Here is a 15,016-nt window from a genome sequence, read left to right as displayed (position 1 = left end):
TCCGTACGGCGTGAGCCGGGCGCGGGCTGCCCGGGACCGGCACGCGGTAGGCGATCCGGCCGCGCCTTGGCATCGGGAATCGGTTCAGCTCCAGCCCGGGGCCTCTCGAACGGTGCCCCGAACGGCACCGGCCGCCCCGTAAAGGCGTCGAGCAGGACCCCGGTCGCCGAGCGGTCGTTCCAGTTTCACCGTCACCTTCTCGATGAGGAGTTGGTCCGTGCAGGCGCCCGCCGCCGGCTCGTCCGGGGCGATGGACGCGGTCGGCACCACGCTGTCGGCGGAGGGTGACGTGCGGGTGCGCGGAGCATCCGACAACGGCACCGCGTCGCAGCCTACGACGGCCGCCAACAAGACCATGAGATACACCCCGTGACCCACGCGCAGCCCGACCTTCGCGGAAAATCACCCTGCCGAGCCGAAGTCAGTAATTACCACCGTTGACACTCGACGCGTCCTGCCGCCGTCCGCCCGGCGGGGCCGGTCACCACTTGCCGGGTGCGTAGTCCTTGAGGAAGACGCCGTACAGGTCCTCGCCCGCCTCGCCGCGCACGATCGGGTCGTAGACGCGGGCGGCGCCGTCGACCAGGTCGAGCGGGGCGTGGAATCCGGCCTCGGCCAGCCGCAGCTTGTCGTAGTGGGGCCGCTCGTCGGTGATCCAGCCGGTGTCGACCGAGGTCATCAGGATGCCGTCGGTGTCGAACATCTCCTGGGCACTGGTCCGCGTCACCATGTTCATCGCGGCCTTGGCCGCGTTGGTGTTGGGGTGGCCCGCGCCCTTGTAGCCGCGGGCGAACACGCCCTCCATCGCCGAGACGTTGACGACGTAGGCGCGCCCCGCGGGCGCCTTGCGCGCGGCCTCGGCCATCGCCGGCCGCAGCGCGCTGATGAGGATGAACGGCGACGTGTAGTTGCACAGCTGGGTCTCGAGCAGTTCCACCGGGGAGATCTGTTCGATGGTCTGGACCCAGGTGTTGGTGTCGACGACGTCGGGGACCAGGCCGCCCGCGTCGATGGCGGTGCCCTCGCGGTGCCGGACCACACTGGCGTTGCCGGCGACCAGCGCGAGGTCGGCCACCTTCTGCGCGTCGAGCCCCGTGGCACCGACGGGCAGCGCGGCCAGGCCGTCCACCGCGCCGGAGTTGAAGGCGCCGATGACGTGGTGGGGCGGCAGTTCACCGGCGGGCAACGGGGCGCTCTCGCCCTCGACGAGCGCGGCGTACGCGGAGGGCAGGCGGCGCACGGTCTGGGTGGCGTTGTTGATCAGGATGTCGAGCGGGCCCCGCTCGGTGACCTGGTCGGCCAGGGCCACGGCCTGGGCGGGGTCGCGCAGGTCGATGCCGACGACCTCCAGGCGGTGGATCCAGTCCGCGGAGTCGTCCATGGCCTTGAAGCGGCGGATGGCGTCCTTGGGGAAGCGGGTCGTGATCGTGGTGTGCGCGCCGTCCCGCAGCAGCCTGAGCGCGATGTACATGCCGATCTTGGCGCGGCCGCCGGTGAGCAGCGCCCGCTTGCCGGTGAGGTCGGCGCGGGCGTCGCGGCGGGCCCGGTTCTCGGCGGCGCAGCTCTGGCAGAGCTGGTGGTAGAAGTAGTCGACCTCGACGTACCGCTGCTTGCAGATGTAGCAGGAGCGGGGGCGCTGGAGTATTCCCGCGATGCTGCCCTCCTCGGTGCGGGAGGAGGGCAGGATGCCTTCGGTCTCGTCGTCGATGCGCTCGGCGGAACCGGTGGCGGTGGCCTCGGTCACCGCCTTGTCGTGGGCGGTCTTGGCGGCCCGGCGCTCCTGGCGGCGGCGCTGCTTGACCATGCGGTAGATGTGCGAGGTGGCCCGGCGGACCCGGATCGCGTCCGGGTGGTCGAGGTCGATCCCGTCGAGTTCCTCCAGCACGCTCAGGCAGACGGCGAGCCGCTCCGGGTCGATACCGGGGCCGTACGCCGCCTCGTCACCGGACGGGTACGCCGCCGCCTCGTCTCCGGACTCGTGCACCACCTCGTCCGTGGTCGCCGAACCGTCCTGTGTCACCGTCATCGCCGCTGCCGTTCCCTGGTCACCGTCGCGGCGCTCCGAGACGCGTCCGCTTTCGAACAGCGGATTTTATTCAGCGCCGGGGCACGGCGCCAAACCCGTTCGTCTCAGGGACCGCAGGCGGTGAGCAATGTCTCCACCTCCTCCGCCAGGGCCAGGGCGAACCGGTCGAGGTCCGGCACCGCCTTCGCGTCGGCGACCAGGCCGTAGTGGACCTGTCCGCGGTACGTCGAGACGGCCACCGCCAGGGAGTGGCCGCGGGCCAGCGGCGCCAGCGGGTAGACCTCGGTGAGCGGGTGGCCGCCGAGCCGCAGGCCGAGGCTGGGCAGGGGCACGCTGGTGACCAGGATGTCGAACCAGAGCCGGGCGGCCTGCCCGACCAGCGGCCCGCCGAGCCGGTGGCCGAGCGCGGGCACGTGGTCGGCGAGCAGCGCGACGGCACCGGCGCCCCGGCCGGGCCCCGCGTCCTTGTTGCGGTCCATGGCGGCGCGGACCGTGCCGAGACGGGACAGCGGGTCGGGGTCGCCGACCGGAAGCCGTATCAGGTAACCGGAGAGCCGGTTGCCCTGCGGGTGGGCGGTGCGCGGACGGCGCTTGGAGACGGGGATCAGGGCGCGGGGGGCGACACCCTCGCTGCCGTCGCCGCGCTCGTCCAGCCACCGGCGCAGGGCGCCGGCGACGACCGCGATCAGCACGTCGTTGACGGTGCCGCCGACGGTCTTGCGCACGCGGTGCACGTCGTCGAGGTCGACGGCCACGCCCGCGGTGCGGCGGGTGCCGGAGGATTCGGCGGTGAGCGCGGCCGAGGAACGCACGTCGAGGGTGGACAGGGCCGCGGCGGCACCGATGTCGAGGGCGCGGCCCGCGTCGGACAGGGCCCCGCGCAGCTTCCCCGGCAGTTCGCGCACGTCCGGGAGAAGCCCTCGCGGGGGCCCCTCGGGCCGGCGCCGGGGTGCGGGGAGGTCCATCGGGTCGAGGATCCCCGCGGCGAGGGCCAGGGCCCGCAGGCCGTCGGCGAGGGCGTGGTGGAACTTGAACAGCACGGCGAAGGAGCCGCCGTCCGCGCCCGGCAGCACATGGGCCTCCCACGGCGGCCTGCCGCGCACCAGCGGGCGGCCCATGAGGCGGCCCGCCCGGGCGTGGAAGTCCGCCGTCGGGGCGTGCAGCCGGACGTGGTCGAGCGGGTCGAAGGCGGGGTCGGGCTCACGGGTCGCGCCGCCGAACGAGAACGGCCGGCGCAGGGCGAGCGGCGGCTGCCAGGTGTCCCGGATCCGCATCCGCAGTCCGGGCACCGCGGGGGCGCGGGCGGCGAGCAGGTCCGCCGCGTGGGCGCCCGCGGTGGGCGAGTGGGCCGTGAAGACCCCGAGTGCGCCGAGGTGCATGGGGTGCTCGGCGGACTCGATGTTCCAGAACGCCAGGTCGAGAGGAGCGAGCGGATCGGAAGTCAAGGGCTTGCCTCGCAAGGACGACGGGTGGACAAGCAGTCAATCGTCCTCCGCCGATTACGGTCAAGTACGATCAAGCTACGCACAGTTAACAGCAGATTAAAGTCCCGCCCCCGGCGGCAGGGGCAGGACTCCAGGGACTCATGGGGCGTCTGTGCTCAGGTCAGCGGAGGTGGCGCCGCCTGCGGTGACGTCCCCCACCCGGACGGGTGCGGGCCGACCGTGAACCGGAGCGACCGGATGGAGCGCAGGGCGTCGGTCGTCAGGTGGGTCCGGTCGTACGCCGTGCCGTCCGTGCGGGCGGACTGGACGTAGCGGTCGGTGTCCGAGGTGCCGGGCGCCGTGATGGTCAGGGCGCCACGCGGGTGGTACCGGCGGTCCAGGGTGAGGTCGACGCGGTCGAAGACCGGGGTGGACAGGCCCCAGGTGTCGTGGCCGGGCTGGATCGGGAAGATCCCGATCGAGGACAGCACGTTCCAGGCGGACATGGTCTCGAGGTCGTCGTTGCCGGTCATGCCGGTCGGCGTGTCCGTGAACAGGGTGAGCGCCGCGTGCACGACGTCGGTCGTCTTCCAGGGCTGCCCGGTCGACAGGTAGGTGTACGGGGCGATGAGGTCGGGTTCGTTCTGCGGGTTGTACTTGTCGGCGTTGTAGTAGTCGTACGGCCCGTTGACCCACACCTCGCGGGCCGTCTTCGCCGGGTCCCCGAGCAGCTGGTCGTAGGCGAAGAAGGAGTCGAGCCGGTCGTTCGCGGCCCGCGTGCCGCCGATGAGGTCGATCATGCCGGGCAGGTCCTGCGGCACCAGCCACTGGTACTGCCACGACGTGCCCTCGTGGAAGCCCTCGCTCTGCGCCGGATCGGCCGGACCCGTGAAGGCGCCGGAGGCGTCGCGGGCACGGAAGAAGCCGGTCGAGTGGTCGAAGACGTTCCGGTAGCTCTGGGCCCGCTCGGCGTACCGATCGGCGTCGGCGTCGTGGCCGAGGTCGCGCGCCATGCGGGAGAGCATGGCGTCGGACAGGGCGTACTCCAGGGTGGCGGAGGCCCCGTGGTCGTAGTCGGAGTCACCGGGCTTGGCGTGCGGGCGGCCCTCGACGTACGGGGCGAAGCCGTCGGCGAGGTACTCGCGGTTGGCCTCCCGGCCGACGGCCGGCGAGTCGGCGGGCGGGACGCCGTCGGCGTTCTTCTTCAGTGCCCGGTAGGCCCGCTCCTCCCAGCCGTGCAGCAGGCCCTGCTGGTAGGCGTTGGTGAGGAAGGGGGTGACCGGGTCGCCGGTCATGATGTTGGTCTCGACCGTGCCGTAGCCCCACTTGGGCAGCCAGCCGCTCTCCTCGTCGATCTTGATGACGGAGATCGCCATGTCCCGCGCCTCACGGGGCGCGAGCAGGGAGAGCAGCTGGGACTGGGTCCGGTAGGTGTCCCACAGGGACCAGTTCTGGTAGTACGTGAAGCCCTTGGCCCGGTGGATCCTGCGGTCCCAGCCCGTGTAGCGGCCGTCGACGTCGCTGCCGATGTTGGGCGCGAGGAAGGACCGGTACAGGGACGAGTAGAAGGTGCGGCGCAGGGTGTCGTCGCCGCCCCGGACGCGGACGTCGTCGAGCCGGTTCTCCCATGTGCGCCGCGCCTCGTGGCGCACGGCGTCGAAGGAACGGCCGCCCTCCGCGCGGAGGTTGAGCGCGGCGCCGCGCGCGTCCACGTAGGACAGGGCGGTGGTCGCCTCGACGGTGCGGTCCTTCGACGTGTCGAAGCGGACGTAGGCGCCGCCGCCGCCCGTCTTCGCGCCCGCGGTCACCGTGCCGCCGTCCCAGGTGCCGTGCGAGGCGAAGGGCCGGTCGAAGCGGGTGATCGTGTGGACGGTGTAGGGCTCGGTGTCCTGGCAGAAGCCGCGGCCGGTGATGGTGGTGCGCACGGTGCGGCTGTCCAGCACCTCGACCTCGGCCGAGACGTTCCGGTGCAGCGACTGACCCGCGTTGAGCAGGACGTTGGCCTTGCCGGTGGCCGGGAAGGTGTAGCGCTGCACTCCGGTGCGCTCGGTGGCGGTCAGTTCCGCGTCGATGCCGGAGTCGAGACCGACCCGGTAGTAGCCGGGGCTCGCCTCCTCGTCGTCGTGGCCGAAGGAGGCGGCGTACTTCGCGTAGTCGGTCTCCGTGACGTCGCCGGTGGTCGGCAGCACCGGCAGGTCGCCGCCGAGGCCGCAGCCGACGCCGGAGAGATGGACCAGGGAGAAGCCGCGGACGCGGGTGTCGGAGTGGTCGTAGCCGGTGTTGTGCCCGGTGTCCGGCGAGAACTGCACCATGCCGAAGGGCACGGCCGCGCCAGGGTAGGTGTTGCCCTCGTTCTCCGTCCCGATGAACGGGTTCACCAGGTCGGTGAGGTGCTGGTCGGTCGGCTGTGCGGCCTGCGCCGCCGGGGCGGTGAACAGCGCGGACGCTGCCACCACCCCGGCCACGCACAGGCGCAGACGCCGGGTGCCTCTCATGTGCGGTGACCTCCGGAAGGGCTGCGGTTCTCCGTGGTGTGCTGTGCCGCTCGCCCGGTGTCAGGCGGTCGGGCATCCCGCGGGGGTGGGCTGGGACGCGTCGTGGATCAGGGCCTCGTGGGCGGCCTTCACCCGCTCGACGTCCGGCTTGAGGACCTTGCGGTCGTAGGTCGTCAGGCCGTTCAGCTCGCCCTCGACGTCCGAGATCTGGGTGTAGACCGCGCCGTTGCTGCCCCGGCAGACCAGGGCACGCACCTCGTCGAGCTTGGTGAGGTAGTCGTCGGTGTACGTCTGCGGGTCGACGTCGACGTACGACTGCTGCACCGACCAGGCGTGTCCGGGCACCGCGAGACCGAGGCCGCCGTACTCGCCGGTGACCAGGGCGCGTTCGCCGTCCGGGGAGGGCGGCAGGGCGGGACTCGGGTAGCCGTGCTCGTCCATGATGTCGCCGGCGCCGCCGTCGGCCCCGAGGTTCAGGCCCGACTGGTTGTTGACGAGGCGGGTCGGGTCCCAGGCCTTGGCCTGCTCGGCGACGCGCTTGATGTCGTACTGGCCCCAGCCCTCGTTGAAGGTGACCCACATGATGATCGACGGGTGGCTGACGTGTTCGTCGATCATCTCCTTCATCTCGCGCTCGAACTCGGCCCGGGACGCGGCGTTCGGATTCACCCCCGGGGTCATGGAGGGCATGTCCTGCCACACCATCAGGCCCAGCTTGTCGGCCCAGTAGAACCAGCGGTCCGGCTCGACCTTGATGTGTTTGCGCACGGAGTTGAAGCCGAGCTGCTTGTGCAGCTTCAGGTCGTGCGCGAGGGCCTCGTCGGTGGGCGCGGTGTGCAGGCCGTCCGGCCAGAAGCCCTGGTCGAGGGTGGCCATCATGAAGACCGGTTCGCCGTTGAGGACGGTGCGCGGAACGCCGTTCACCTTCTCGACGGCGATCGAGCGCATCCCGAAGTAGCTCTCGACGCGGTCGTGCCCGACGGTGACCTTCAGGTCGTAGAGGAAGGGGTCGTCGGGCGACCACAGGCGCGGGTCGTGGATCTTCAGGGTCAGCGGTTCGCCGGTGCGGCCGCTCACCGTGGCGACCCTGCGGTGGCCCTCGTAGGCAGTCGCCCTGATCCGTACGCCGTCGCGCACGCCCTTCGGCTCGACGGTCAGCGTGCCCGCCCGGACGTTCGGGGTCAGCTTCAGCGAGTCGACGTGGTCCCGGGCGACCGGCTCCATCCAGACCGTCTGCCAGATGCCGGAGCTGGGCGTGTACCAGATGCCGCTCGGGTCCAGGCTCTGCTTGCCGACCGGTGGGTTCTCGCCGCCCCGCGCGTCGGTCGGGTCGTAGACCCCGACGATCAGCTCCTGGGTGCGGCCCGGCTTCAGCGCGTCGGTGACGTCGGCGCTGAACTTGTCGTACCCGCCCTTGTGGTCGGCGACCTTGGTGCCGTTGACGTACACCTCGGACTGCCAGTCGACGGCGCCGAAGTTGAGCTTCAGCCGCCGGCCCGAGCCGATGTGCCAGTCGCGGGGCACGGTGAAGGTCCGGCGGTACCACATGCGGTCCTCGTGCCGCTGGATGCCGGAGAGCTGGGACTCCACCGGGTACGGGACGAGGATGCGCTCCTTGAGGTTCTTGCCGACCGGCGGCTGCTCGCCCGCCTCGGCGGCGGCGAACTGCCAGCGGCCGTTGAGGTTGCGCCAGGCGTCCCGCGTCAACTGCGGGCGCGGGTACTCCGGGTGGGCGTTGTCCGGGCCGACCTCTTCGGCCCAGTCGGTGCGCAGCTCGTATGTGGACTCGTTGCCGCCGCTGCTCCAGAAGGACTTGACAACGTTGCCTTCGGTGTCGGCGAGGCCGCCGTCCCCGTCGTAACGGACGTCGGCGGTGCCGGGTGCGTCGCCGTTCTTGTTGCCGACGACGGGCTGGTCGAGGGCGACGAGGAGGGCGGTGGGGTCGGCGGGGTCGACCTTGGCCTCGCCCAGGGGCCACTTGGCGCCGCCGATCACCGCTTCGAGGTGGTCGGTGAGGCCGGCGGGGGCCGCGGCGAGAGGGCTCGGGAAGTCGAGCTTGAGGGTGCGGCCGGTGGCCTGGACGGTGGTCGCCGTCGCGCCGTCGTAGTCGAAGCCGTCGGGCAGGCGGAACGCCGACTGCGGCACCGGCTCCTTGCTGCCGCCGGGCTCGGTCCAGCGCAGGTGGAGGTTGGAGCCTCCGTAGTGCTCGAAGTACTCGAGCTTGACGTCGTAGGCCTGACCAGCCGTCAGTTCCAACGGCTGGGAGGTCTGTTCGCGGTCCCAGTCGTCGACCCAGTGGTCGATGGCCAGTTCTCCGCCGATCCAGAGGCGGAAGCCGTTGTCGCCAGTGATCGAGAAGGTGTGGGCGCCGGTCTTCTCCGGCACCAGCTTGCCGGTCCAGCGGACGCTGACGTCGTCCGACTGTCCGGTGGCGAAGTTCAGCCGCGGCTCCAGGGTGTTGAAGTCGACCTGCGGATCGAAGCCGGTGGCCTTGAGTTCGTGGAAGTCGAAGGCGCCGGGGGCGGACTGGGTGTAGTACTCGCCCTTCAGACCGTGGATCTCCGCGGCGTCTTCGTCGGCCGCGCTCGCGTTCGGCACGGCGGCGAGTGTGGCGACGCCGAGCGCGGCGGCGAGCAGTAATGCCAGTCGGTCTCTGAGTCGTTTGGTGCGCACTGACCCTCTCCTCGAGAACGGGTGGAAACGGGTGGTGCCTGATGGCTCAGGACATCGATGTCATACATCGATGTACAGCAGAGCTGCAGAGGCATGACAACACGGATTCCGCTTGGCGTCCAGGGACATGACAACGGCCCCGGGCGCATCCCTCGCCCCGGGGCCGTCACCCGCCCGTCACGGCACCCGCTGCCCCTTGCCCAGGGCGATCACGCCGCCCTTGGAGACGCTGTACAGCTCGGCGTCCCGCTCCGGGTTGACGCCGATCGTCGCGCCCGGCGGCACGTCGACGTTCTTGTCCAGCACCGCCCCGCGCACGACCGCGCCCCGGCCGATGTGCACGTTGTCGTGCAGCACCGAGCCCTGCACCACCGCTCCCGGGTCGACCACCACGCCCGGCGAGAGCACCGACCGGGTGACCTGCCCGCGGATCAGGCAGCCCGCGCTGATGATCGACTCGCTGGCTATGCCCCCGGCGTTGAAACGGGCGGGCGAGAGCTGGGTGGAGTGGGTGTAGATCGGCCAGTCCCGGTTGTAGAGGTTGAACGCGGGCCGCTCGGCGATCAGGTCCATGTGGGCGTCGTAGTAGGCGTCGAGGGTGCCGACGTCCCGCCAGTAGCCCTGGTCCCGGGTGGTCTCCCCCGGCACGTGGTTGGCGCTGAAGTCGTACAGCGCGGCCTCGCCCCGGTCGGTGAGCCGGGGCAGGATCGAGCCGCCCATGTCGTGCACGGAGTTCTCGTCCTCGGCGTCGCGGTGCAGGGCCTCGATAAGGGCCTTGGTGGTGAAGACGTAGTTGCCCATCGAGGCGAAGACGCACTCGGGGTCGTCGGCCAGTCCGGGCGGGTCGGCGGGCTTCTCCAGGAAGCCGGTGACGGCCTGGCCGTCGGAGCCCGGGGTGATCACACCGAAGGACGGCGACTCGGCGCGCGGGACCCGTATCCCCGCCACGGTCACGCCCGCGCCGGACTCGATGTGCTGGGTGAGCATCTGGCGCGGGTCCATCCGGTACACGTGGTCGGCGCCGAAGACCGCGACGTACTCGGGCCGTTCGTCGTGCACGAGGTTCAGGGACTGGAGGATCGCGTCGGCGCTGCCCAGGTACCAGCGCGGGCCCAGGCGCTGCTGGGCGGGGACGGGGGTGACGTAGTTGCCGAGCAGGCTGGACATCCGCCAGGTGGTGGTGATGTGGCGGTCCAGGGAGTGCGACTTGTACTGGGTGAGGACGCAGATCCGCAGGATGTCGCCGTTGACCAGGTTGGACAGCACGAAGTCGACCAGCCGGTACGTGCCGCCGAAGGTGACCGCGGGTTTGGCGCGGTCCGCGGTCAGGGGCATCAGGCGTTTGCCCTCTCCGCCCGCCAGCACGATCCCGAGCACCGAAGGACCTCCACGACGCATGGCCGCTCCCCTCACCCTCGCTCACCCTCGGCCGTCCCGGGGCGGGGCGGCCTAAGTCTGCTTGGCCCAAGTCTGCTCGAGGGGCTCCTCGTACTACGCCTGCTTGAGGATCTCCTCGTAGAGCCGGACGGTGCGGCGGGCGACCGCGTCCCAGCCGAACTCCTCCACCGCGCGCTTCCGGCCCGCCTCGCCCATCCGCCGGGCGGTCTCCGGATCGCCGAGGACGGAGTCCAGTGCCTGGGCGAGCCCCGCCTCGAAGTCGTCGTCCCGCCGGCCGTCACCGGTGCCGTCACCGTTGTCGCCCCCGTTGTCGCCCTTGGGGACGAGTACCCCCGTCGCGCCGTGCGCCACGACCTCGGGGATGCCGCCGACCCGGGAGGCGACCACGGGCGTACCGCAGGCCATCGCCTCCAGGTTGACGATGCCGAGGGGCTCGTACACCGAGGGGCAGACGAAGACCGCGGCGTGGGTCAGCAACTGGATCACTTCCGGGCGCGGCAGCATGCGCGGGATCCAGTGCACGCCCTCGCGGGCGCGGCTCAGCTCGGCGAAGAGGTCGCGGAACTCCTGGTCGATCTCGGAGGTGTCCGGGGCGCCGGCGCACAGCACGACCTGCGCGGCGGGGTCGATGTCCCGTACGGCGCGCAGCAGGTGGGGCACGCCCTTCTGGCGGGTGATGCGGCCGACGAACAGGACGTACGGGCGGGAGCGGTCCAGGCCGATCCGGTCCAGCGCGTCGGTGCCGGGGTCGGGCCGGTAGAGGGTGGTGTCGATGCCGTTGTGCACGACGTGGACCCTGGAGGGGTCCAGCGCCGGGTAGCAGCCGAGGATGTCCTCGCGCATGGCGCCGGACACGGCTATCACCGCGTCGGCGGCCTCGACCGCGGTGCGCTCGGCCCAGCCGGACAGGGCGTAACCGCCACCGAGTTGCTCGGCCTTCCAGGGGCGCAGGGGCTCCAGGGAGTGGGCGGTCACCACGTGCGGGACGCCGTGCAGCAGCTTGGCGAGGTGGCCGCCGAGACCCGCGTACCAGGTGTGGGAGTGGACCAGTTCGCGCCCTTCGAGGGCGGCGGCCATGGCGAGGTCCACGGAGAAGGTGCGCAGCGCGTCGTTGGCGCCGTCGAGCGCGGGCCAGGGCCGGTGGCGCAGCACGCCGTCGGCGCGGCCCTCGCCCCAGCAGTGCACGTCCAGGTCGACGAGGCGGGCGAGTTCCCGGGCGAGGAACTCGACGTGGACGCCCGCGCCGCCGTACACGTCCGGCGGGTACTCCCGGGTCAGCAGTCCCACACGCACCCGGAACCTCCCGTGCTCGGCGGCTGGTCCCCTCATGGTCACCCAGACGGGGCGCCTGGGGAAGAGCGCCGGGGCTGTGGGGAACGAGGAGGGTGGGAGAAGCAGCAGTCGCCGCAGACACCCGCGCCGGGCACCCGGTAGTACAGACAGCAACTGCGCCGCCGGAAGCCGTTACCGGTGAGGGTGCCGGTCCCGGCCAGCAGGGGGTGGGCCATCAGGGCGGCGGTGAGCGAGCGGGCGTGGGCGGCGTCGTCGGCCCGGCCGTGGCGCCGGGACCAGCGGTCCAGTTCCCGGGCGGCGCCCGCCAGCGCGGAGGCCGCGTTGCCCCACAGCAGACCGGTCGCGACGCGGTACCGCGCGTGCAGGGCCGCCGTCAGTGGTACCAGGTGGCCGTCGAGCACGACCTCCGCGATCGTGCCGGCGTCGCCGGCCAGAGGCTCCACCCCGGGGAGCCACAGGTCGTCGGGGGCGGTGGCGCCGGGGTCCCAGCGCAGCAGCCGCGGAGCGAGGTCGGGGACGCCGCCGTAGAGGACGGCGCATCCGAGCGTCACCGACCACAGGCGGGCGGCCAGCCCCTGGTGGGCCACGGATGCGGCGACGCGGATCTCGGGGGCGCGGAGTGCGGCGGCGACCTTCCGGACGCGGAAGGCGAGCGGGTCCTCCCGAGCCGGTACGTGAACGTCCGGCGTCGCACCTCCGTATACCGGTGCGTAGGCGTGTGCGAGGGTGGGGAGCGGCCGGGGCGGCGACGGCCGGCAGGCGCGCAGGACGAAGAAGCCGCCGAGCGGACGGAGTGCGTCGAGGCCGGGGTCGAGGTCCACGGAGAGCAGTAGTATCAAGGCCCTTAAGGGGCCTGAGTCAGGGGTCCGGTCCTCGAGTCGCCCACCCTGGGGAGGACGGCACCGCCGTCATACTCCATCGGCAGTAGGACCCAATGAGTGCTCAGGGACGACGACGGGAAGACCCTGAGACGGCATCGTGTTGTCCATGGATGACGACCGTTCGCCGCGCCGGGCCCAGGGCCCCCGCCCCACGCAGAGGAGCAGCCGATGAGCGCCCTCGCGTTGTCCGTGCTGCTGTCGCTCGTCTCCGCCGTCGCGTACGCGGGCGGAGCGATCGTGCAGGAGCGGGTGGCGGCGTCCTCTCCGGGTGCTCAGTACGCTCCACTGCGCCGGCCCGGCTGGTGGGCGGCGGTCGGTCTCAACGGCCTCGGCGGCCTGCTGCACGTCGTGGCACTCGCCCTCGGCCCGCTGAGCCTGGTGCAGCCGCTGGGTGCGCTCACCATCGTGTTCGCCCTGCCCATGGCGGCGCTGTTCGTGGGCCGCAAGGCCGGCGCGACGGCATGGCGGGGCGCGCTGATGGCGACGGTCGGTCTCGCGGGCCTGCTGTCCCTGGTCGGCGCGTCCGACGCGCAGTCGCTGGACACGGGGCAGCGGGTCGGGGCGGCCGTCGTCACCGGCGGTGTGGTCGTGGCGCTGATGATCGCCGGCCGCGCCGCGCACCGGCACCCGGCGGTCCGCAGCATCCTGCTGGCGACCGCGTCCGGCATAGCCTTCGGTATGTCCTCGGTCTTCACCAAGACGGTGGCGGTCGACTGGGCCGGCGGGATGTCGGCGGCCGACCTGCCGTCCCTCACCGTGATCGGTGTGCTCGCCACGGCGGGCATGCTGCTGTCGCAGGCCTCCTACCGGGGCGCCGGTCTCGCGGCCCCGCTGGCCACGCTGACGGTCGTGAACCCGGTGGTGGCCGCGGTGGTCGGCATCACGATGTTCGGCGAAACCTTCCGCTACGGGACGACGGGCACCGTGCTGGCCCTGAGCTGCGGTGTGGTGGCCGCGGGCGGACTGATCCTGCTGACGACGGAGCGGATCGCGCGGGAGTCAGCCGAGGAGGTCGTGGCCGTTCCGGCGGCGACCGAGTCCGCCGGGTCCGCGGCGGTGCCGGTCGAGGGCACGCCGATTCCGGAGACCCCGGAGACCCCGGAGGCCCCGGAGGCCCGGGACGGATGCGAGACGCGGGTCGTCCCGCTGCCCGACAAGGTCTTCCTGCCCTCCCCGGTGTCACCGGCGGCCCCCGACACCGTCCCCGCCGAGGAGAGGTACGAGGACGGGTACAGGGACCGGGAACCGGCGGAGAGCGACGACACGCCGCTCTCCTACGGCCCCTTCTACGGCGGTCCGTTCGTCCCGCCGCCCGGTCTCAGCCGGAAACGGGTGCGGATCAGATCCTGACGCCGCCGGCCCGCAGATACGCCACCGGGTCGACGTCGGAACCGAAGCCGGGCCCCGTCCGCACCTCGAAGTGCAGATGCGGGCCCGTGCTGTTGCCGGTGGAGCCCGACCGGCCGATGCGCTGGCCGGCGCCCACCGGCTGACCGTCCTTCACCGAGATCGCCGAGAGGTGCGCGTACTGGGAGTACCGGCCGTCGCTGTGCCGTACGACCACCTCGTACCCGTAGGAGCCACCCCAGCCCGCGCTGACGACCCGGCCCTCCGCGACCGACTTGACCGAGGTGCCGGTGGGGACGGGGAAGTCGACGCCGGTGTGATAGCCCTTCGACCAGGAAGAGCCCGCCTGGTGGTACGGCGTGCCGGTGGAGGCGTCGACGGGCGCGACGACGCCTTGGCGGGTGGTGGCCTTGTCGGCCTTGCTAGCCGCCTTGCCCGGCCGGTCCGCCTTCTCCTTCTTGCCCTGCCCGCCCTGCTTCTCCTTGCCACCGTCCGGGGCCGACTTCTTCGGCTGCTTCTGCTTCTGCTTCTGCTCCTGCTGCGGCTTGGTCGCCGTCGCCTCGCCGCGCACTGCCAGGCGCTGGCCCGGCAGGATCAGGTCGGGGTCCGTTCCGATCGCGTCGCGGTTGGCGTCGTACAGCCCCCGCCAGCCGCCCCGGACCTGCTGGGTGTCGGCGATGCCGGACAGGGTGTCGCCGGTGACCACCGTGTACATCCTGGCCTTGCCGGCCCGGGACTGCGGGGTGGTCTGGGGCTGGACGTCCTTCACCGAGTCGGACTTCCCGGCGGACCTCTCAGTGGACTTCTTGGCGGTCCGTTCCGGACTCTTCCCGGTCCCCGCGGCCCCGGCCGGGCGGATGTCCGGGGCGTCGCCGTCCCGGGCCAGTCCCGCGCGCTGCGAGCACACCGGCCAGGCGCCGGGGCCCTGCCCGTCGAGCACCTTCTCGGCGATGGCGATCTGCTGGTCCTTGGTGGCCAGATCCGCACGCGGGGCGTACTCGGTGCCGCCGAACGCCTCCCAGGTGGACTGGGTGAACTGCAACCCGCCGTAGTAGCCGTTGCCGGTGTTGATGTCCCAGTCGTTGGTGGACTCGCAGGCGGCGACCTTGTCCCAGGTCTCCACGTCGGCCGCCTGCGCAGTGCCGGTACCGATGAGCGGGAGCGCCAGTCCCGCGCCACCCGCGGTCACGGTCAGTGAGGCGCGGTTGATCCTGTTCGGCTGATACCGGCGGTGCCGGCCGCGTACGGCCATGGAGGTCCCCCTCGACATTGCGTCAGGAGTGGCAAAAGTAAGCGCCGCTAACAGGCCATGACAAGACGGCAATCGGCCGGTTGGTCACGCCAAGTGGCCGAGAACGGGCTGCCGTTGGCCGGATGCGACGTCCGCCCGCTGAGGCAGCGGGCCCATCCCGTCCGTACTGGAGTCCGCCGGACCAGAAAGTGCGACCCGAGTACCGGCACGTCAGGATGGTCGAGCGG

General features: G+C 71.9%; 10 protein-coding genes. 2 read left to right on the top strand and 8 right to left on the bottom strand.

Features of this window, described 5'->3' with window-relative positions:
* The first annotated feature begins 217 nt into the window (after nucleotides 1-217).
* Nucleotides 218-373: a hypothetical protein gene (locus ACFW48_RS28885; RefSeq protein WP_386319490.1), complete on the top strand. Its 156-nt coding sequence runs from the start codon at nucleotides 218-220 to the stop codon at nucleotides 371-373.
* Nucleotides 374-481: 108 nt separating this feature from the next.
* Here ACFW48_RS28885 and ACFW48_RS28880 read toward each other — a convergent pair whose 3' ends face one another.
* The 7 genes from ACFW48_RS28880 to ACFW48_RS28850 form a co-directional block, all read right to left on the bottom strand.
* Nucleotides 482-2,026, bottom strand: a complete 1,545-nt coding sequence (locus ACFW48_RS28880) for an SDR family NAD(P)-dependent oxidoreductase (RefSeq protein ID WP_386319487.1) — start codon at nucleotides 2,024-2,026, stop codon at nucleotides 482-484.
* A gap of 104 nt (nucleotides 2,027-2,130) precedes the next feature.
* Nucleotides 2,131-3,471 (bottom strand): wax ester/triacylglycerol synthase family O-acyltransferase, encoded by a 1,341-nt coding sequence (locus ACFW48_RS28875; protein WP_386319485.1) that lies wholly within the window; start codon nucleotides 3,469-3,471, stop codon nucleotides 2,131-2,133.
* Between the two features lie 155 nt (nucleotides 3,472-3,626).
* Nucleotides 3,627-5,945: a GH92 family glycosyl hydrolase gene (locus ACFW48_RS28870; RefSeq protein ID WP_386319482.1), complete on the bottom strand. Its 2,319-nt coding sequence runs from the start codon at nucleotides 5,943-5,945 to the stop codon at nucleotides 3,627-3,629.
* A gap of 60 nt (nucleotides 5,946-6,005) precedes the next feature.
* Nucleotides 6,006-8,618 (bottom strand): PA14 domain-containing protein, encoded by a 2,613-nt coding sequence (locus tag ACFW48_RS28865; protein ID WP_386319479.1) that lies wholly within the window; start codon nucleotides 8,616-8,618, stop codon nucleotides 6,006-6,008.
* A 177-nt stretch (nucleotides 8,619-8,795) separates the two neighbouring features.
* Entirely contained in the window at nucleotides 8,796-10,016 is a 1,221-nt protein-coding gene (gene glgC / locus ACFW48_RS28860; protein WP_386319477.1) for a glucose-1-phosphate adenylyltransferase, read from the bottom strand.
* 93 nt (nucleotides 10,017-10,109) lie between these two features.
* Nucleotides 10,110-11,309: a glycogen synthase gene (gene glgA / locus ACFW48_RS28855; RefSeq protein ID WP_386319783.1), complete on the bottom strand. Its 1,200-nt coding sequence runs from the start codon at nucleotides 11,307-11,309 to the stop codon at nucleotides 10,110-10,112.
* Between the two features lie 38 nt (nucleotides 11,310-11,347).
* On the bottom strand, nucleotides 11,348-12,130 hold the full coding sequence (locus ACFW48_RS28850) for a (2Fe-2S)-binding protein (RefSeq protein WP_386319475.1): 783 nt from the start codon (nucleotides 12,128-12,130) through the stop codon (nucleotides 11,348-11,350).
* Nucleotides 12,131-12,358: 228 nt separating this feature from the next.
* Here ACFW48_RS28850 and ACFW48_RS28845 point away from each other — a divergent pair, with 228 nt between their 5' ends.
* Nucleotides 12,359-13,540, top strand: a complete 1,182-nt coding sequence (locus tag ACFW48_RS28845; protein ID WP_386319472.1) for a DMT family transporter — start codon at nucleotides 12,359-12,361, stop codon at nucleotides 13,538-13,540.
* Here the strand turns inward: ACFW48_RS28845 and ACFW48_RS28840 are convergent.
* Nucleotides 13,530-14,789: a transglycosylase family protein gene (locus ACFW48_RS28840; protein ID WP_386319469.1), complete on the bottom strand. Its 1,260-nt coding sequence runs from the start codon at nucleotides 14,787-14,789 to the stop codon at nucleotides 13,530-13,532. The genes ACFW48_RS28845 and ACFW48_RS28840 overlap by 11 nt on opposite strands.
* Nucleotides 14,790-15,016 lie beyond the last annotated feature (227 nt).

Origin of the sequence: Streptomyces sp. NPDC058812, assembly GCF_042744565.1 — a bacterium.
GTDB classification, from domain to species: Bacteria; Actinomycetota; Actinomycetes; order Streptomycetales; family Streptomycetaceae; genus Streptomyces; species Streptomyces thinghirensis.
The sequence above is the reverse complement of the archived record's forward strand: the minus strand, read 5'-3'. Positions and strand labels throughout refer to the sequence as shown.